Annotated in this window: 13 protein-coding genes; 10 read left to right on the forward strand and 3 right to left on the reverse strand. The window is 73.3% G+C overall.

Going from position 1 to position 18,429, the window contains the following annotated elements:
* Positions 1 to 3: 3 nt before the first annotated feature.
* Positions 4 to 1,074: a C39 family peptidase gene (locus tag BLR04_RS07150; RefSeq protein ID WP_090760943.1), complete on the reverse strand. Its 1,071-nt coding sequence runs from the start codon at positions 1,072 to 1,074 to the stop codon at positions 4 to 6.
* Between the two features lie 83 nt (positions 1,075 to 1,157).
* Between BLR04_RS07150 and BLR04_RS07155 the strand changes: the two genes are divergently transcribed.
* On the forward strand, positions 1,158 to 2,504 hold the full coding sequence (locus BLR04_RS07155; RefSeq protein WP_090760945.1) for an SWIM zinc finger family protein: 1,347 nt from the start codon (positions 1,158 to 1,160) through the stop codon (positions 2,502 to 2,504).
* Positions 2,505 to 2,586: 82 nt separating this feature from the next.
* Here the strand turns inward: BLR04_RS07155 and BLR04_RS07160 are convergent, their stop codons facing one another.
* Positions 2,587 to 3,696 carry a DUF5925 domain-containing protein gene (locus tag BLR04_RS07160; RefSeq protein WP_090761523.1) on the reverse strand — a complete coding sequence of 370 codons (1,110 nt, stop codon included), beginning with the start codon at positions 3,694 to 3,696 and terminating at the stop codon, positions 2,587 to 2,589.
* A 121-nt stretch (positions 3,697 to 3,817) separates the two neighbouring features.
* On the opposite strand from BLR04_RS07160, the gene mtnA reads away from it, so the two are divergent.
* The 4 genes from mtnA to scpA all read left to right on the forward strand — a co-directional run bounded on the left by mtnA (position 3,818) and on the right by scpA (position 10,242).
* Positions 3,818 to 4,756, forward strand: a complete 939-nt coding sequence (gene mtnA, locus BLR04_RS07165; RefSeq protein WP_090760947.1) for an S-methyl-5-thioribose-1-phosphate isomerase — start codon at positions 3,818 to 3,820, stop codon at positions 4,754 to 4,756.
* 86 nt (positions 4,757 to 4,842) lie between these two features.
* On the forward strand, positions 4,843 to 6,315 hold the full coding sequence (locus BLR04_RS40475) for an N-acetylmuramoyl-L-alanine amidase (protein WP_176902983.1): 1,473 nt from the start codon (positions 4,843 to 4,845) through the stop codon (positions 6,313 to 6,315).
* Positions 6,316 to 6,361: 46 nt separating this feature from the next.
* On the forward strand, positions 6,362 to 8,101 hold the full coding sequence (locus tag BLR04_RS07180) for a methylmalonyl-CoA mutase family protein (RefSeq protein WP_090760949.1): 1,740 nt from the start codon (positions 6,362 to 6,364) through the stop codon (positions 8,099 to 8,101).
* Complete coding sequence (gene scpA / locus BLR04_RS07185; protein WP_090760950.1) at positions 8,098 to 10,242, forward strand: methylmalonyl-CoA mutase; 2,145 nt, start codon at positions 8,098 to 8,100, stop codon at positions 10,240 to 10,242. The genes BLR04_RS07180 and scpA overlap by 4 nt, the downstream gene beginning before the upstream one ends.
* Here the strand turns inward: scpA and BLR04_RS07190 are convergent.
* Positions 10,239 to 12,206 (reverse strand): serine/threonine protein kinase, encoded by a 1,968-nt coding sequence (locus BLR04_RS07190; protein ID WP_090760954.1) that lies wholly within the window; start codon positions 12,204 to 12,206, stop codon positions 10,239 to 10,241. The genes scpA and BLR04_RS07190 overlap by 4 nt on opposite strands.
* 77 nt (positions 12,207 to 12,283) lie before the next feature.
* Between BLR04_RS07190 and meaB the strand changes: the two genes are divergently transcribed.
* From meaB to BLR04_RS07215, 5 genes are all read left to right on the forward strand, one after another.
* A complete protein-coding gene (gene meaB, locus BLR04_RS07195; protein WP_090760957.1) occupies positions 12,284 to 13,276 on the forward strand; it encodes a methylmalonyl Co-A mutase-associated GTPase MeaB in 993 nt (330 codons plus the stop codon).
* A gap of 282 nt (positions 13,277 to 13,558) precedes the next feature.
* Entirely contained in the window at positions 13,559 to 15,727 is a 2,169-nt protein-coding gene (locus tag BLR04_RS07200; protein WP_090760959.1) for a CehA/McbA family metallohydrolase, read from the forward strand.
* 4 nt (positions 15,728 to 15,731) lie between these two features.
* Positions 15,732 to 16,673 (forward strand): acyltransferase domain-containing protein, encoded by a 942-nt coding sequence (locus BLR04_RS07205; protein WP_090760961.1) that lies wholly within the window; start codon positions 15,732 to 15,734, stop codon positions 16,671 to 16,673.
* Positions 16,674 to 16,721: 48 nt separating this feature from the next.
* Positions 16,722 to 17,342: a TetR/AcrR family transcriptional regulator gene (locus tag BLR04_RS07210; protein ID WP_090761525.1), complete on the forward strand. Its 621-nt coding sequence runs from the start codon at positions 16,722 to 16,724 to the stop codon at positions 17,340 to 17,342.
* A complete protein-coding gene (locus BLR04_RS07215) occupies positions 17,339 to 18,421 on the forward strand; it encodes an acyltransferase family protein (protein WP_090760963.1) in 1,083 nt (360 codons plus the stop codon). Before BLR04_RS07210 ends, BLR04_RS07215 begins: the two co-directional genes overlap by 4 nt.
* Positions 18,422 to 18,429: the final 8 nt, after the last annotated feature.

Genomic DNA, 18,429 nt, shown 5'->3' on the forward strand with positions numbered 1-18,429 from the left:
AACTCACCAATTGCCATCTGTGCAGAGAGGAAGCGGATATTCGGGAGGATGAATGATGGACGCGATGCCGCCGCTGCCCGAACTGCGCAGCCACACGCGCTCGAACGCCGCCCGCGGGTAGACCCGCCGGACCTCGGCGTCCGACGGCGCGGCCGGATCGTTGACGACGACGTCGCCCTCGGCGGTGAAGCCGGTGACGACGAGGAGGTGACCGTTGGTCGAGTAACCGGCCCCCGGCAGCTCCGCGGCCTTGAACGACTGCGACGTGACCACCGGGATCCCCGCCCTGACGAAGCCCTCCAGCTCCGTTGCCGAGCGTAGCCGAGTGACGAAACCGGACAATCCATAGCGTCCCGCGTAGGCCACGCAGAACGGCCAGTTGCCGGTGCCCTGGTAGCTCGCGTCGTACGTGCCCGCCGCCGCGTGGTCCACCGCCGGGGCCGGGTCGCCGTCGCCGACCCACGCCAGCTCGGCGGCGGACGGGCCCCTGCCCCAGAACGCCAGCACCATCGCCAGGGAGGCGGGACCGCACCAGTTGGCCCCGCCGCCGTCGAAACGCGGATGGTGCCCGGCGTGCGCGTACTGGGAGTGCCGCGGCACCGCCAGCTCGACCGCCGGTCCAGGAGCGACCGGCACCGGCTCGGGCGGGCGCGGCGGCAGCGCCGAGGCCATCACGCCGAGCCCGGTCACCCGCGCGCCCGCGCCGTGGCGGGTCACCCGCACCTCGTACGCGGTCACCGGCCGCCGCGCCACGTACGTGTCCACGGCGACGTCTCCGTCCGCGTCCCCCTGGCCGGGCACCGAGGTCCGCGGCTCGCCGTGCTCCGACCAGCGGCCCATCACGTACCACTTGGTCAGGTCACCCGACGCGGACCTGGCACGCAGCGCGACCTCGATCCACGAACCGGGCGGCGTGCGTGCCGTCCAGGACGGCACGAGCTGGGTGGCCGCGAAGCCGACGAGCCGTTCCCCGCTGGTCCACACGTCATCCCCGTCGGGCTCCGGCGCGAATTCGCGGACGGCGAAGCGGGTGAGGGCGACGCGGGCCAGGTCGACGGTGAGCACCGGGCTCATTGTGCTTTCCGGCCCTCCGCCGCGCATCGGATGGTTTACGTACCGGGCGGAATTGTGTCGGTGGCGATCCCTATGGTTCGGGCATGACCCAAGTCGTGCAGGCGTACTCGTACGCAGGCCCCTCCACCCTCACCGACGGACGGCTCGGCCTGTCCACCTCCGGCGGCACCGCCCTGACCGGCCCGCAGGCGCACCCGAGGTTCTTCAGCGGCCTGCTCACGCACGCGGCCCCGGCCGCCGCCGGGCTGCTCGCCGTCGCCGACGTCGCGCTCGCGCGCTACCACAACCCGCGGCCCGGCTGGACCCGCGACCCGGTGGTCACGTGCGACGGCGAGCGGCTCAGGTTCGAGTCGTTCTCGGCGTGCGGCGGCGTCTACGCCCGCCTCGACGTGACCGGGCTCGACGGCGACGTCCTCGACCGCGGCACCACCAACGTCGACGTCAACGGGCCGCTGCGCGAGTCGCTGGCCAGGGTCGGCCGCGGCGACCCGCTCCACGTCGGCGTCGGGCCCGACGAGCTGGCCGTCACCACGCTCGACGGCGCGGTGGTGGAGAAGAAGGTGCCGCTGCCGACGCGCTGGCTGCGCGGGTTCGCCGAGGTGCAGGTGCTCGCCGCCCGGTGGGATCTCCGAGCCGAGCTCGGCGGGCCACAGGCCGTGCGCTTCCTGCGCTCCCTGCCGCGCGGCGCCCGCACCACCGTCTGGGCCGTCCCGGCGGGCCGCGACCTGCGACTCTCCACGACCCCGGCGCGCGGCGGGGTCCGCCTGCCGGGCGTGGGCCGCGTCGCCACGCTGCTGCCGCTGCTCAGGTTCGCCAAGGCCTTACGCGTGTACGGGCCCGCCGACTGCTCGGAGGCGGGCGGCGCGTGGGAGGTCGAGCTGCCCGGCATGCGCTACACCCTCGCCCTGTCGCCCGAGCCGTGGCGCGGCTTCTCCGGCGAGGGCGCCGTCCTCGACGACCTTGCCGCCAACGAGGCCACCGACGAGGCCACCGACGAGGCCACGGGCGACGCCGACGTGGTCGGCATGCTGCTCGGCTTCGAGCCCACGGTCGAGCCGGGGCTGCTCGCCGACCGCGCCGGCCTGCCCGTCAGCCGCGTCCGCGCCGCGCTCACCCAGCTCGGCACCGCCGGCCGGGTCGGCTACGACCTGCACGACGCGGCCCACTTCCACCGGGAGCTGCCCTACGACAAGGAGAAGGTGGCCGAGCTCAACCCGCGCCTGACGTCGGCCAGGGCCCTCGCCGCGTCCGGCGCCGTACGGCTGCTCCCGGACGACACCGCCGAGGTGACGACCGGCGGCGGCGTACGGCGGGTGCGCGTCACCGAGGGCACGTGCAGCTGCCCGTGGTGGTTCGACCACCGGGGTTCGCGCGGCCCGTGCAAGCACGTCCTCGCGGCCCGCATCTCCACGAGGGCGCCCGCCTCGTGAGCGGCCGGCATCCTCACGCGGGCGCCCGCCTGGTGAGCGGCCCGCATCCTCACGCGGGGGCCCGCCTCGTGAGCGGCCGGTGTCAGAGGTAGAGGCCGGTCGAGTCGGCGGGCGGGGGCGGGGTGAGCTCGCCGCCGGAGCGCAGGGCGTACAACTGGGCGAGGGTCGCGCCCGAGGGCCCGACGCCGTCCGCGGCGCCCAGCCACGAGACCGCCTCCTCCCTGCTCAGCGGTCCCACCTCCAGCTGCGCCAGGCAGCGGCCCGGCCGCACGACGGCGGGATGCAGCCGCGTCAGGTCCTCGTTGGTCGTGATCGCCACGAGCACGTCGCGTCCCTGCCCGAGCAGGCCGTCGGTGAGGTTGAGCAGGCGCGACAGCCCCTGGCCCGCCTGCGCCTTCGCCCCCGCGCTGATCAGCTCGTCGCAGTCCTCCAGCACGAGCAGCCGCCAGCGCTGCGCCTCCTCGTCGGTGTCGTAGCCCACCGCCACCTCCATGAGGTAGCCCGGCTCGTTGAACAGCCGCTCGGGGTCGAGCACGCAGTCGACCTGACACCACTCGTGCCACTGCTTGGCCAGCGTGCGCAGCAGCGTGGTCTTGCCGGTGCCCGGCTGACCGTGCAGGAGGATCAGGCGGCCGTTGACGTCGGCCGGCGTGATCGCCATCAGCCGGTCGAGGCCGGGACGCACCTTCGCCGAGTAGTTCTTGCTGATGTCGTCCCAGGGCTGTGCGGTGATCGGCTTCTCCGAGCGGGTGCCGCCGTGCATGCCGCGCCACCAGAACCCCATGTCCACATGGTCGACGTCGGGCGCGGCCTCCTCGGCGCCGTCGATGCTCTCCGCGAGCACCGACCGGGCCAGGTCGTCGCTGACCGCCGTGACGCTGACGGTGGCGGTGCGGTTGCGGTGCCGGACGACCCGCAGGGTCCAGCCGTCACCGGCGATGAGCCGCGACTCCGAGCCGTCCTCGATCCGCGCGGCGCGCAGCACGCGCCCCTCGGCCGGGCTGAGCCGGGCGTCAGGACGTACGCGCTCCAGGTTGGCCAGGCGCGACCACGGCTGCGACCCGGTGGCGAACGGCGACAACGCCATGGCGTCGATGACGTCGACCGCCGAATCGGTGTCGTCCAGCCAGATGTTCATCGGGACCGCTGAGGAGTCGGAGCTCGAGAACGGCGCCTCCCTCATCACAGACATGAAGCTCATGATCTCCCTCACATGCGACGATGTCGAAGGGTTTGATGGAAAAAGTCGGCCATTTCAACACGTGCCCTCCGGGGTCCGGACGGTGTGCGGCGGGCGGGCGTACCGTTCAACTGTGAGAACCATCGACTGGGTCGACGGCGCCGTCGAGCTCGTGGACCAGACGCTGCTCCCGGACAAGCTCCTGGTGCTCCGCATCACCACCGTACGCGAGCTCGTGGACGCCATCCGGCGCCTGGCGGTGCGCGGCGCGCCCGCGCTCGGCGTGGCAGGGGCGCTCGGTGTCGTCCTGGCCGACGGCGACCGCGCTCAGATCGCCGAGCTGCGCGCCGCCCGGCCGACGGCGGTCAACCTCGCGTGGGGCGTCGACCAGGCCGCCGCCCACCTGCACGAGGGCCGCGAGGCCGTGCTCGCCGCCGCGCTGCGGGTCCGCGACGACGACATCGCCGCCTGCCGCGCCATGGGCGAGCGCGGGGCCGACCTGCTCGAAGGCGACCGGCTGCGCGTCATGACGGTGTGCAACAGCGGCGGGCTCGCCGCCGTCGAACGCGGCACCGCGCTCGGCGTCGTCCAGACCCTGCACGAGCGGGGACGGCTCGCCGAGGTGCTCGTGCTGGAGACCCGGCCGCTGCTGCAGGGCGCCCGGCTGACCACCTGGGAACTCGCCAGGATGGAGGCGCCGCACCGGCTCGTCGCCGACGCGGCAGGACCGTACCTGCTGGCCGGAGGCGAGGTGGACGCCGTGCTCGTCGGCGCCGACCGCATCGCCGCCAACGGCGACACCGCCAACAAGATCGGCTCGTACGCGCTCGCCCTCGGCGCGGAACGCGCCGGGGTGCCGTTCGTCGTGGTCGCCCCCGAGGCCACGATCGACCCGCGCACCCCGACCGGGAGCCACATCGAGATCGAGGACCGCGGCGCCGACGAGCTCGTCGCCTTCCGCGGCGTGCGCGTGGCCCCGGAGGGCACCCAGGCGCTCAACCCGGCCTTCGACGTGACCCCGCACGACCTCATCACCGCCATCGTCACCGAGAAGCGGGTCATCCGGCCGTAGGCGAAATCTTTGATCGCCGGGACTTTCCGTGGTGTTCGCGTTACGCTCCGTACAACCAACCGTGACCGTCGGAGAGCATCGTGCCCATGGACCTGGTGTCACGCGCCGAGTGGAACGCGCGCGCGCCGCTCGGCGACTACACCCAGCTCGAACTCGTCAAAGGCGTGAAAGTCCACTACACGGGCGGCAAGGTCGACCCCGGCATCACCGCCGACCACGACGGCTGCGTGAGCCTCGTCCGGTCCATCCAGGCGTACCACATGGACGTCAACGGCTGGGTCGACATCGGCTACTGCGTCGACGAGCAGACCGAGATCCTCACCCGTGACGGCTGGAAGACCTACCGCGAGCTGCGGGCCGGCGACATCGCGCTCACCCTCGACCACGTCACGGGCCTGTCGCGGTGGCAGCCCGTCCTCGAGGTGTGCGTCTTCCCCGCGAGGCGGCGGCAGATGGTCCGGATGGACGGCCCCGGCCACTCCTCCCTGACCACCGCCCACCACCGCTGGCCGGTCGAGCGCCCGTGGCGTGCCGGAGCCGAACGGCTGTGGGTGACCACCGAGACCATCGCCCCCGGCGACCGCATCCAGGTCGCCGCCCCTTGCGCCGACCTGCCCGCGGAACCGAAGTGGTCCGACGCCTTCGTCGAGCTGGTCGCCTGGCGCTCCGCCGAAAGGACGTCCGAAGGCCGGGCCCTGTCACCGCGCGTCCGTGCCGCCCTGCACAGCCTGCTCGGCCCGTCGGGATCGGCAGCGGCCCTGCACGACGTGCTCGGCCCGTCCGGGTCGGCAGAGGCCGGGGGCGGCCACGCCGAGCTGCCGGCCGCCGTGGCGGGCGAGCTGAACGCGGCCTCGCCTGGCGGGGTGCCGGGCCACGCCTTCCTGCTGGCCCTGACGCGGGCCCAGCTCGCCCTGTTCGTCGAGACCTCCCTGGCGGCGGCCGGCCGTGCCGCGTTCGCGCGGAAAGAGGTGGCGGAGGCGTTCATGTTCGCGGTGCTGCTGTCGGGCTCGGGGGCGTCGCTGCGCCACGACACCGGTACGGGCCTGTGGCAGGTGACGACCCGGCGCCGCCACCATGTCACGCCACGCCCGGCCGCGCGGGACGCGACCGCCGCCGTCGGGCCGCGCCCGGCCGCGGGCCATGCGACCGGCGCCGTCACGATCCGCGAGGAGCCGTACGACGGCGAGATCTGGTGCCCGCGCACCCCCGACCAGAGCTGGCTGGCCCGTCGCGACGGCACCGTCTACTTCACCGGCAACACGGCGGTCGCCTGCCCGCACCGCAAGGTGTTCGAGGGGCGGTGGCTGCACCACCTGCCCGCCGCCAACGGCCCCGGCCTCAACTCCCACCACTACGCCGTACTCGGCCTGGTGGGCGAGTCCGGCCTGGTCACGCCGCCCGACGGCCTCCTGCACGGCATCCTCGACGCGGTCGACCACCTGCGTGAAGACGGTTTCGCGGGCAAAGAGATCAAGGGGCACCGCGACGGCTACGCCACCGAGTGCCCCGGTGGTCCCCTCTACGCCTGGGTCCGGCACGGCGCGCCCCGTCCCGGCTAGAGCCCGGGGTTAGTGGCGCGACGGGCTACCGCCTAGTATCCGAATCATGGAACTGGCAGCGGGGTTCGCGTCCACAACGCGCGACGACTGGCGCGCGCTGGCGCTGGAGGTCCTGCGCAAGTCGGGCGTAGCGGCGGGCTCACCGGAGGAGGCGCTGTCGCGCACCACCTACGACGGGCTGACCGTCGCGCCCCTCTACGACCTCGACGACCTGCCCGGTGACCCCGGCCTGCCCGGAGCTCCCCCCTACGTGCGCGGGTCGCGTACCGCCGCCGGATGGGACGTCCGCCAGCGGCACGCCGTCGCCGACCCCGAAGCGGTGCTCGCCGACCTGGAGAACGGCGTCACCTCGCTCTGGCTGGTCGTCGGCGACGGCGCGATCCCGGTCGAGTCGCTGCCCACCGTCATGAAGGACGTCCTCCTCGACCTCGCGCCCGTCGTCCTGGAGGCCGGGCGGGCGACCGCGCCGGCCGCGCAGGCCCTGTTCGAGCTGGCCGCCGCCCGCGGCGTCGCGCCCACCGGCAACCTCGGCGCCTCCTGCGTCCACGGGCCCGCCGCGGCCGAGCTGGCGGCCCGCTGCGCGGCCGACTTCCCGGGGCTGCGTGCCGTGACCGTCGACGCGACGCCGTACCACGACGCCGGCGCGGCCGACGCCGAGGAGCTGGGCTGCTCGATCGCGCGGGGCGTCGCCGAGCTGCGGGCGCTCACCGGCGCGGGACTGTCCGCCGAGCAGGCGTTCGGGCAGATCGACTTCCGGTACGCCGCCACCGCCGACCAGTTCGCCACCATCGCCAAGCTGCGCGCCGCCCGCCGCCTGTGGGCCAGGGTCGCCGAGGTGTGCGGCGTCCCCGAGGCCGGCGCGCAACGCCAGCACGCCGTCACCAGCTCGGCCATGATGACCGCGCGCGACCCCTGGGTGAACATGCTGCGCACCACCGTCGCCTGCTTCGCCGCCGGCGTCGGAGGGGCGGACGCGGTGACCGTCCAGCCGTTCGACGCCTGCCTCGGGCTGCCGGACGACTTCGCCCGCCGCATCGCCCGCAACACCCAGTCGCTGCTGCTGGAGGAGTCGTCACTCGGACGGGTGATCGACCCCGCCGGCGGCTCCTTCTACGTCGAGCGCCGCACCGCCGACCTCGCAGAATCAGCGTGGGCCTGGTTTCAGGAGATCGAGGCGGCGGGAGGCATCGACCGGGCGGCCGACCTGGTGGCCGGGCGCGTCGCCGCCGCCCGGGCCCGCCGCGACGACGACATCGCCCACCGCAGGCTGCCGATCACCGGGGTCAGCGAGTTCGCCGACCCGCGCGAGAAGCCCGTCCGCCGCCGTCCCGCCCCCGTCCCGCAGGCGGGCGAGCTGCCGCGGGTGCGCTACGCCGAGCCGTACGAACGGCTGCGCGACCTCGCCGACGCCCGGCCCGAACGGCCGACGGTGTTCCTGGCCACCATCGGGCCGCTCGCCGCGCACACCGCGCGGGCGACGTTCGCCGCCAACCTCTTCCAGGCGGGCGGGCTGGCCGTCGAGACCGCCGGGCCGGGCGCCGATCCCGAGCAGATCGCCACCGCCTTCGCCGTCAGCGGCTCGACCGTCGCCTGCCTGTGCTCCTCCGACCAGCTCTACGACCGGCACGCCGCCGAGGTCGCCGCCGCCCTGCGCAAGGCGGGCGCCCGCAAGGTGTGGCTGGCGGGCAGAGGGCAGTACGACGGTGTGGACGGCAACATCCACGCCGGTTGCGACGCGCTCGCCGTGCTCCGCGAGACCTTCGACGACCTGGAGGTGGGCCGATGATCCCCGACTTCTCCGGCATCCCGCTGCACGACGGGTCCGCCACGGGGGACGCGCCCCGGCCGCAGGGCGAGGCGTGGGAGACACCCGAGGGCATCGAGGTCAAGCCGCTCTACACGGCCGCCGACCTCGAGGGTCTCGACTTCCTGCGCACGTACCCCGGGGTCGCCCCCTACCTGCGCGGACCGTACCCGACCATGTACGTCAACCAGCCGTGGACCATCCGCCAGTACGCGGGCTTCTCCACCGCCGAAGACTCCAACGCCTTCTACCGCCGCAACCTCGCCGCCGGGCAGAAGGGCCTGTCGGTGGCTTTCGACCTGGCCACCCATCGGGGTTACGACTCCGACCACCCGAGGGTCGCGGGCGATGTCGGCATGGCCGGGGTGGCGATCGACTCGATCTACGACATGCGGCAGCTGTTCGACGGCATCCCGCTCGACCGCATGTCGGTGTCCATGACCATGAACGGCGCCGTGCTGCCCGTGCTGGCGATGTACATCGTGGCGGCCGAGGAGCAGGGCGTCGCGCCGGAGCAGCTCGCGGGGACCATCCAGAACGACATCCTCAAGGAGTTCATGGTCCGCAACACCTACATCTATCCTCCGGCGCCGTCCATGCGGATAATTTCGGATATTTTCGCTTATACGAGCGAGAAGATGCCGAAATTCAATTCGATCAGCATTTCTGGCTATCACATCCAGGAAGCCGGGGCCACGTGCGACCTGGAGCTCGCGTACACGCTCGCCGACGGCGTCGAGTACCTGCGCGCCGGTGTCGCCACGGGTCTCGACATCGACCGCTTCGCGCCGCGCCTGTCGTTCTTCTGGTGCATCGGCATGAACTTCTTCATGGAGGTCGCCAAGCTGCGGGCCGCGCGGCTGCTGTGGGCCAGGCTCGTGTCCGGGTTCGGCGCGAAGAACCCGAAGTCGCTGAGCCTGCGGACGCACAGCCAGACCTCCGGCTGGTCGCTCACCGCGCAGGACGTCTACAACAACGTCGTCCGCACCTGCGTCGAGGCCATGGCCGCCACCCAGGGCCACACCCAGTCGCTGCACACCAACGCCCTCGACGAGGCGCTCGCCCTGCCGACCGATTTCTCCGCCCGCATCGCCCGCAACACGCAGCTGCTGCTGCAGCAGGAGTCCGGCACCACGCACGTGATCGACCCCTGGGGCGGCTCCTTCTATGTCGAGCGCCTCACCCACGACCTCGCCGAACGCGCCTGGGCGCACATCCAGGAGGTCGAGGAGGCCGGGGGCATGGCCAAGGCCATCGAGGCGGGGCTGCCGAAGCTGCGCATCGAAGAGGCCGCGGCCCGCGCCCAGGCCCGCATCGACTCCGGCAGGCAGCCGGTTATCGGGGTGAACAAGTACCGCGCCGCCGGAGACGAGACCGTCGAGGTGCTCAAGGTCGACAACAGCGCCGTACGCGCCCGGCAGCTCGACAAGCTCGCCCGGCTCAGGGCCGAACGCGACGGCGAGGCCGTGCGGCGCGCGCTCGACGCGCTCGCCAGGGCGGCCGCCCACCCGCGAGCCGGTCTCGAGCACAACCTGCTCAAGCTGTCCGTCGACGCCGCCCGCGCCAAGGCCACGGTCGGCGAGATCTCCGACGCGCTGGAACGCGTGTTCGGCAGGCACGCCGAGCAGGTGCGTACGATCACGGGTGTGTACCGCGACGAGTCGGGTCCCGCCGAGAACATCGAACGCGTCCGCCGGGCGTGCGCCGACTTCGAGCGCGCCGAAGGCAGGCGGCCGCGCATCCTGGTCGCCAAGATGGGTCAGGACGGCCACGACCGCGGCCAGAAGGTGATCGCCACCGCGTTCGCCGACCTGGGCTTCGACGTCGACGTCGGCCCGCTGTTCCAGACGCCTGAGGAGGTGGCCCGGCAGGCCGTCGAGGCCGACGTGCACATCGTCGGCGTCTCGTCGCTGGCAGCCGGGCACCTGACGCTGGTGCCGGCGCTGCGCCGCGCCCTTGCCGACCTCGACGCGGACGACACCATGATCGTGGTGGGCGGCGTCATCCCGCCGGGCGACCACGACGAGCTGCGCGCGGCAGGGGCCGCGGCCATCTTCCCGCCGGGGACGGTGATCGCCGACGCCGCCCTCGACCTGCTGCAGCAGCTCGAGAAGCGGCGCTAGCTCTCGCACATCGTGACGGTGATCGTCCGCTGGACGACGGCGGGGGCGGTGATCCGCAGGCTGACCTCGTGGGTGCCGCCCGTGCCGCGCAGGGTCTGCGGCGCGATCAGGTAGCGGCGGCCGTTCTCCGCGACGAGCGCGGACGAGCGGCCGATGGGCGCGCCATCGACGACCCAGGTGTAGTGCAACGCCGTCGCGCCCCCGTTCCGCCGCACCAGCGCCCGCAGCGTCACCTCACCCCCACTCCAGCACCCACCGGCCCTGACCCCCTCCGGCCGCAGATAGACGACCGCGAGCCCACCATCGGCGGCGGTGGAGGAGGCAGTGCCCCGCCTGCCGGACGACTCGCCGGCACCACCGTCGAAGGCTCCATCGGAACGCCCGGTCGACGCCCTGGTGGAGCCCCTGCCGGACGGTTCGGCAGACGACTCGGGGGACGGCACCGTGTCGGGCGTCGCCGGCGTCAACCACCAGATGGCCCCGCCGAGAACGACGACCACCACCCCGGCCAACACCGCCACGACCACCGTCAACACCCGCCTCCGCCCCCCGCCGTCACCGCCGCCCTGGCCGAACGCGGGCACGGCCGGGTGCTCGCCCCGGCTCTCTCCGGTCCGTAGGGGGTCGCCACCGCCGCCTGCCTCCGTGGCGCGACCGTGCTCCTGGCCCGTCGCGAAGGGGACAGGACCGTCCCGACCTGCCGCGATCGCGGAGGGCCCGCCTGCTCTCGCTTCGTCGCCGGGGTCATGGTGAGGTGCGGTGGCAGTGGGGCCGGTGGGCGGCAACGCACTGTCCTGGCCTGCTGCGAACGCGGAGGGTCCGCCTGCTCTCATCTCGCCGGTGCCGTCGTGGTGGGGCCAGGCGGCAGGTGCCGGTGAGGTGTGGTGGTGGGTGAGGGGAGGCGGGGTCGGTACCGCTTCCAACGGTGACGCGTTCGGGTGTGCGAAGACAGGGTGCTGCCCGGTCTTCGCCGGGCGTGCGAAGTCCCCGTGGGGGGCGTCCCACTCCTCTGTTTCCTGTGCAGCGGCGTGGGCGAAGACGTCGGGCTCGGCCTGCGCCGGCGGAGCGGTCGCGGGCATCTGTGCGGGAGGCGCGGGGTGCAGCGTGGGGGCGTCCCAGGCGCGGTCGGGGGTGCGTTCCCAGTCGGGTGCGGCGGGCGGGGGAGTGGGGCGGCGGGCGGAGGCCGTCAGCCGCAGGACGACGTCGCGCATCCCAGGGCGCGCGGCGGGATCCTTGGCCAGGCAGGCCGCCACCACCTCGCGCAGCGCCCGCGGCAGGTCGCCGAGGCGCGGCTCGTCGTGCAGGACGCGGTGGATCACGGCCGACGGCGCGTCGTCACCGAAGGGCGGCGTCCCGGTCGCCGCGAACACCAGCACCGCCCCCCACGAGAACACGTCCGCCGCCGCGCCCGCCGCCGCCCCCACCGCCGGCCCCGCAACCTGCTCGGGCGCCGCGTAGGCGAGCGTCCCCGCGAGCTGCTCGGGTGGGTGGGGTGGTGTCAGGCAGTGGAGGAGGGTGAAGTCGGTGAGGCGGGGGCCGTCCGCGGCGAGGAGGACGTTCGTGGGAGTGAGGGATCCGTGGACCAAGCCTGCGCGGTGGACGGCGGTCAGTGCGGTCGCGGTCACCACGGCGAGGTGCCGCAGGTCATCCCCGGTCAGGCGGCCGGACTGCCGCAGGGACGGGCCGTCCACGTACTCCGAGACGATGTACGCCCGCCCCTCCGTCGAGGCGTCGAGGACCCGGGCCACCCCGTACGGCTCCACCGTGCGGGCGGCGGCGACCGCCGCGGCGAGCCGGTCGCCCGCGACCAGCCCTTCGTGCAGCACCTTGACGGCGACGAGGGCTCCGGTGCGCGTCCTGCCGAGGTAGACGACCCCGCGCCCGCCCGCACCGAGCCGCCCGGCCAGCCGGTACGGCCCCACCGCCGCGGGGTCGCCCGCGCGGAGGGGTTCGACATGGGGCATGGGGGGAGTGACTCCTGTGACCGCTGTGATCAGAACTCCAGCACCTTAACGGCAATTGACAGGACTTGTCAGAAGTTATGCTGATCAGCACTGAAGAAAGGGGTCGGCGGGTGCGCTCGCTGGAGGACTACGCCCAGGGTGTGCGGACGGGCTCCCGTACGTGGATCGCCCGTGCCATCACGCTGGTCGAGTCGACCCGGCCCGACCACATGGAGCTGGCCCAGCGCCTGCTCGTCGAGCTCACCCCGCTCGCCGGGCACGCGAGGAGGGTCGGGATCTCGGGTGTCCCTGGCGTCGGGAAGTCGACGTTCATCGACGCTCTCGGCACCCACCTGACCGAGCAGGGCCACCGGGTGGCGGTGCTGGCCGTCGACCCGTCCTCCACCAGGACGGGCGGCAGCATCCTCGGCGACAAGACCCGCATGGCCCGGCTGGCGACCGACCCCGCGGCGTTCATCCGCCCGTCACCGACCTCCGGCACGCTCGGCGGCGTCGCGAAGGCGACACGGGAGGCGATGGTCGTGGTCGAGGCGGCCGGGTTCGACATCGTGCTGGTCGAGACGGTCGGCGTGGGCCAGTCGGAGACCGCGGTGGCCGACATGGTCGACACCTTCCTGCTGCTCACCCTGGCCCGTACCGGCGACCAGCTGCAGGGCATCAAGAAGGGCGTGCTGGAGCTGGCCGACGTCGTCGCGGTCAACAAGGCCGACGGAGAGTACGCGACGGCCGCCAAGAAGGCCGCCCGCGAGCTGGCGGGGGCGCTGCGCATGCTGCGTTCCGACTCCGTCCCGCCGCCGGTGCTCACCTGCAGCGCGCTGACCGGCGAGGGGCTGGAGAACGTCTGGCGCCACGTGCTGGCCCACCAGGACGGGCTCGACGTGGCGGCCAAGCGCCGCGCCCAGCAGGTCGGCTGGACGTGGACGCTGGTCCGCGACCGCCTGCTCGCCGAGCTGCGCCACGACGCGCGCGTGGCGGAGATCACCGAGGAGGTCGAGCGGGAGGTCCTGGAGGGCAAGCTCACCCCGGCCCTCGCCGCCGACCGCATCCTCTCGGCCTTCAAGCGGCCCTGACCCGACCGCATCCAGCCGGCCTTCGCGGCCCTGACTCGTTCTGTGGGCTCGCAAACACCCCCGACCCGGACGTACCGCCTCTCCGTCCGGTACTCTCCGCCCGCGAGGCGTTACGGTCTGTCGTGAATCGGGCTTCGCGCATGGCGAGGGCAGCATCGGAACCCCAGCGGTGCAGATACGCCTCCCCGAGTGGAAACATCCCTCACCCCGCCCTCGGAGCGGTCATGGAAAGCGGCGTGATCCATGTCACTATGGCGCGCAACCGAGGTGGGGAGAGCACAGATGGGTGCCGAATCGACGCTTCCCGACAGGGTGGCCGGCGCGCTGGAGCAGTACGGTCGCCTCCTGGACGAGCACGGCATCACCTGGGGCGAGCCGGAGCTCCACTACGTCAAGTTCTTCGCCCGGCGCCGGGTGCTGCCGCCCGCGCTGTTCGACCGTTTCTGGGAGCTCGTCCTCAAGGCGGTCGCCGAGAACCACCCGGGGGAGCTGCCCGACCAGCTCGCCGCCCGCCTCGCCGAGCCCGACTACGACCGCGTGCTGCGCGACACGCTCGACGGCGAGCTGCCGGGGCACCTGGTCGCCGTACGGGTCGAGCCGGGCGAGGTCGTCCTGGAGGGGGCGCCGCGTACGGTGCTGTTGCCGTGGGGCAAGGCGGGACCGACCGCGGCAGCCCGGGACGGCGGGCAGAACAGCGACGGCGCGGTCACGTGGCGGCCGACCGCCGCCCCCGCCGTGCGGCTTCCCGGCCGCGGGAACGAGCGGATCTCGCTGCTCATCGACTCCCGCCGCGAGGGGCCCTGCGCGGTCAGCGTGGACGGCGAGCTGCGGCTGCTCGACCCGTACGGTGCCTGGCTGGTCGAGGTCGACCGCGACGGCTCCGTGGTCGTGGACGGCGTCGCCGTCCGGCTGGAGGCCATGCTGCGGCCGATCGCGTCGGCCCGGCTGCGCCTGGTGGCGGGGGCGCCGTGCCGGTGGAGCGTGGTGGACGCCGACCACGGCGGCTGGTTCCCGCCCGGCGTGCCCGCCCGCCACGACTACCACGGCCGCCCGTACTTCCACGGCGACGACCTCGTCCTGGAGGTGCCGTGCGCGCCGCTCACGGTCACGGCCACCAGGGGCATGGAGTACGGCGAGGCCACGCTGGAGATCGTCCCCGTGCCCGGCCGGGAGCAGCGCGTGGAGCTGACCCCTCCTCGCCTGTACGACGCCGCAGCCCGCGGCTGGTACGGCGGCGACCTGCACGTCCACCTCAACGCGGCGGGTGACGTGGTGGCGGTGCCCGCCGACGCGGCCGCCGCCCAGCACGGCGAGGACCTCCACGTGCTCAACCTGCTGGCGGGCAACGTCTCCGGCAGCCGCGTCTACGACCGCGAGGCCCTGGAGCACTGGAGCGACGAGGACCTGCCGTGGTCCGACGCGACCCACGTGGCGCGGATGGGCGTCGAGTACCGCAACGACCTGCTCGGCCACGTGCACGCGTTCGCGCCGCGCTCGGCCCCGACCCGGTACCACACGGGGTTCGACGGCGACGCCGACTGGCCGCCCAACGCCGACGCGCTGCGCGAGCTGCGCGCTCTCGGCGCGCTCGTCGGCTACAGCCATCCCTTCCGCGCCCGGATCGGCGACGGCGACCCGCCCCGGCGCGCGGTGCCCCCGGCGCCCCGCGACTGCGCCGCCCGCGAGCTCGTCGCCGACGCCGCGCTCGGCCTGGTCGACAGCGTGGACGTGATCACGCACGCGTCGATCCCGTCCACGGCGGCGGTGTACCGGCGGCTGATCGGCGCGGGCAACCGGCTGGCGGTCACGGCGGGAACCGACGCGACGATCTCCTTCACCCGTTCCCACAACCGGTCGAACCCGCCCGGCTGGGCCCGCGTCTACGCCCAGGTCGAGGGGGAGCTGACGGCCCGTTCGTTCGCCGCCGCCGTACGCGCCGGACGGACCTTCGCCACCACCGGCCCCTGGCTGGAGCTGTCGGTCGAGGGCCACGGCCCTGGGGACGTGATCCACGCCCGTCCCGGCGACCGCCTCACCGTGACGGCCACCGCCGTCGGTCCCGAGGTCGCCGCCGTGCGCATCCGCACCGCCGACGGCGTGCGGGCGGGCGCCGAGCGCCTTCCTGTCGATCGCGGGCCCGGCGACGACCGGCTGACCGTGTCGGCCGAGCTGCGGCTGGACGAGCCCACGTACGTGATCGCGGAAGTCCTGTGCGACCCGCACCCGCGCACGCTGACCGCCACCGGCTACGCGCTGACCAGCCCCGTGTACGTGGACGTCGCCGGCCGCCGCGTCGCCAGGCCCGGCGACGTGCTCTGGTGCCTGGAGTGGCTGGACCTGCTGGAGGGCCTGATCAGGCAGCACGCCCGGCTGGTGGCCCCGTACCAGTTCGGCGACCACGTCTGCCTCCTGCAGCAGGCCAGAGCCGTCTACCGCGGGCGGCTAGGGTGATCGAGTGGACGTCAAGGCACTCCTGCGCGACCATCCGGCCTGGCTCGACCACCTGGAGTCGGTCGAAGGACCCGACCTGGTGCTGCCCGCCGACCTGATGTCGGAGCTGCTGCGCCTCGCGGTGCCGCACGAGGACGTCGGCCCCGTCCTCGCCGCCCGGCCCGAGCGCGGCACCGGCGCGTGGTGGCTGGCCGAGCGGTGCGTCCGCTCGCTGGTGTCCACGATGGGCGACCTCGACGGGCCGCCGCCGTTCGTGCCGCTGCCCGAGCTGGGTCCGTACTTCTACGTGTACGTCCACCTCGCCGCGCTGCCCCACACCCGCGCCTACCACCGGCGGCTCGGCGTCCCTGAGGAGGTGTCGTTCGCGACGTTCACCGACCTCGGCCGCAACATGGCGGTGCACCGCAAGCGCCACGGCGCTCCCGGTCTGCACGCGCCCCACTGGTTCATGCTGCACGCCCGCGGCCTGCTGTACGCCCTCGGCCGCCTGCAGTTCAACCGGGCCACGCTGGGGCGGGCCGCCGGTGAGGCGGTCCGGGCGGCCGGGCTGCCGGGCGGTCCTGGCGCATCGTCGCTCGGCGTGCACGTGCCCGACTTCCTCGGCCCGCTCACGCCCGGGGAGTGCGACGCCTCCTTCGCCCGGGCCCGGCGGTTCTTCCCCCGGCACTTCCCCGACGGCAAGCCCGTCGTGATGACGTGCGGGTCGTGGCTGCTGAACGACGACCTCGCCCGCCGCCTGCCGGACGACGCCAACATCGTGGCCTTCCAGCGCCGTTTCCAGCTCTTCGACCGGTTCGACGACAGCGAGATGCTCGCCTACGTCTACGGCGCCGGCGCGGCGAACCCGGCCGCCCTGCCCCGCCGCACCCGTCTCGAGGGCGCCGTCGCCGACCACGTCGAGGCGGGCGGCACCTGCCACGGCGGCATCGGCTGGCTCCCCTTCTGACCCTTTCGACAGTACGCACCGTTCGTACGCATGGGCTAAAATTTGGCCATGCGGTCAGAAAATGAGCCGGGTGGACAGAAATCGCGGTCCTTCATCGAGGAGGCGCGGCGGGCGCAGATCGTCGCCTCGGCGATCGAGGTGATCGCCGAGTCGGGTTTCGCCCAGGCGTCGCTCGCGCGGATCGCCCAGCACGCGGGCATCAGCAAGGGCGTGATCTCCTACCACTTCGCCGGCAAGGACGAGCTGATGGAGGAGGTCGTCGAGCGCACGTACGGCACCATCGCCGAGTACGTGGGCACCAAGATGATCGGCCTGACCACGGCCACCGAGCTGCTGAGGTCGCACGTCACGTCCGTCGCCGAGCACATGCGCGGCCACCGCTCGCAGCTCCTGGCCCTCGGCGAGATCTTCACCAACCTCAGGACCGCCGACGGGCGGCCGCGCTACGGCATCAACGCCAACGAGGACATCTACCGCGCGCTGGAGGGGATCTACCAGCTCGGCCAGGAGAACGGCGAGTTCCGCGACTTCGACCGGCGCGTGATGGCCATCACCCACTCCTCGGCCATCGACAGCATGTTCGCCTACTGGGCCGCCAACCCCGGCCACGACCTGGACGCCCACGCCGCCCAGCTCGCCGACCTCCTCGAAAGGGCCTGCCGGAGATGACCGACACGACGTCAAGGACCAGGATTTTCGCGATCGACGCCTTACGCGTGGTGCTGACCGCGCTCGTCGTGGCCCACCACGCGGCCATCACGTACGGCAACATCCCGCTCTGGTTCTACACCGAGCCCGCCAAGGACCCCACCGGGCTGCTGCTCGACTTCTTCGTCATGGCCAACCAGGCCTTCTTCATGGGCTTCTTCTTCCTGATCTCCGGCTTCTTCACCCCCGGCTCCCACGACCGCAAGGGCGGGCGCGCGTTCGTGCGTGACCGGCTGATCCGGCTCGGCGTCCCGCTGCTGGTGTTCCTCCTCGTGCTGCGGCCGATGGTCAACTTCGGCGGTCACGCCGGCAGCGGCCTGCCGTACGGGGTGTACTACTTCGCCTCCTGGGACCCGGGGCCCATGTGGTTCGTCGAGGTGCTGATCGTCTTCGCGCTCGCCTACGCGGCCTGGCGGACCTGGCGCGGCCCGGCGCCCGAGACGACCCGGACGCCCGCCGCGCCGCGGCTGCTCTGGATCGTGGCCTACGCGCTCGGCCTCGCGGTCGCGACGTTCCTGTGGCGTCTCCTCGTGCCGACCGGCACGTACGTCCCCGTCGTCGGGCTGCCGTCGGCGCAGTACATGCCGCAGTACGTGAGCATGTTCGTCCTCGGCTGCCTCGCCTACCGGCGCGGCTGGTTCGAGGCGCTGCCCGCGCGGGCGGCGCGGCTCGGGCTCGGCACCGCGTTGGTGTCGACCGTGGCGCTGATCCCTCCGGCCCTGTCCACGACGGGGGCGCTGTCGTCGGCCCTCATGACCCTGTGGGAGTCCGTCTTCGCGGTCAGCATGATCATCGGCCTCACGGTGACGTTCCGCGAGCGGCGCGACCGGCAGGGGCCGCGCGGCAGGTTCCTGTCGGAGCACGCCTACACCGTCTACGTCATCCACCCGCTGGTGCTGGTCGGTCTCGGCTGGGCGCTGCGCTGGCTGGAGGCCCCCGCGGTCGTCAAGTTCGCGCTGCTGCTGGCGACGGCCCTGCCGCTGTGCTGGTGGGTGGCCTACCTGGTGCGTTCCCTTCCGCATGCCAAGCGGGTGCTGTGAGGCTCACC

This window comes from Nonomuraea maritima (genome assembly GCF_900100395.1).
GTDB lineage: Bacteria > Actinomycetota > Actinomycetes > Streptosporangiales > Streptosporangiaceae > Nonomuraea > Nonomuraea maritima.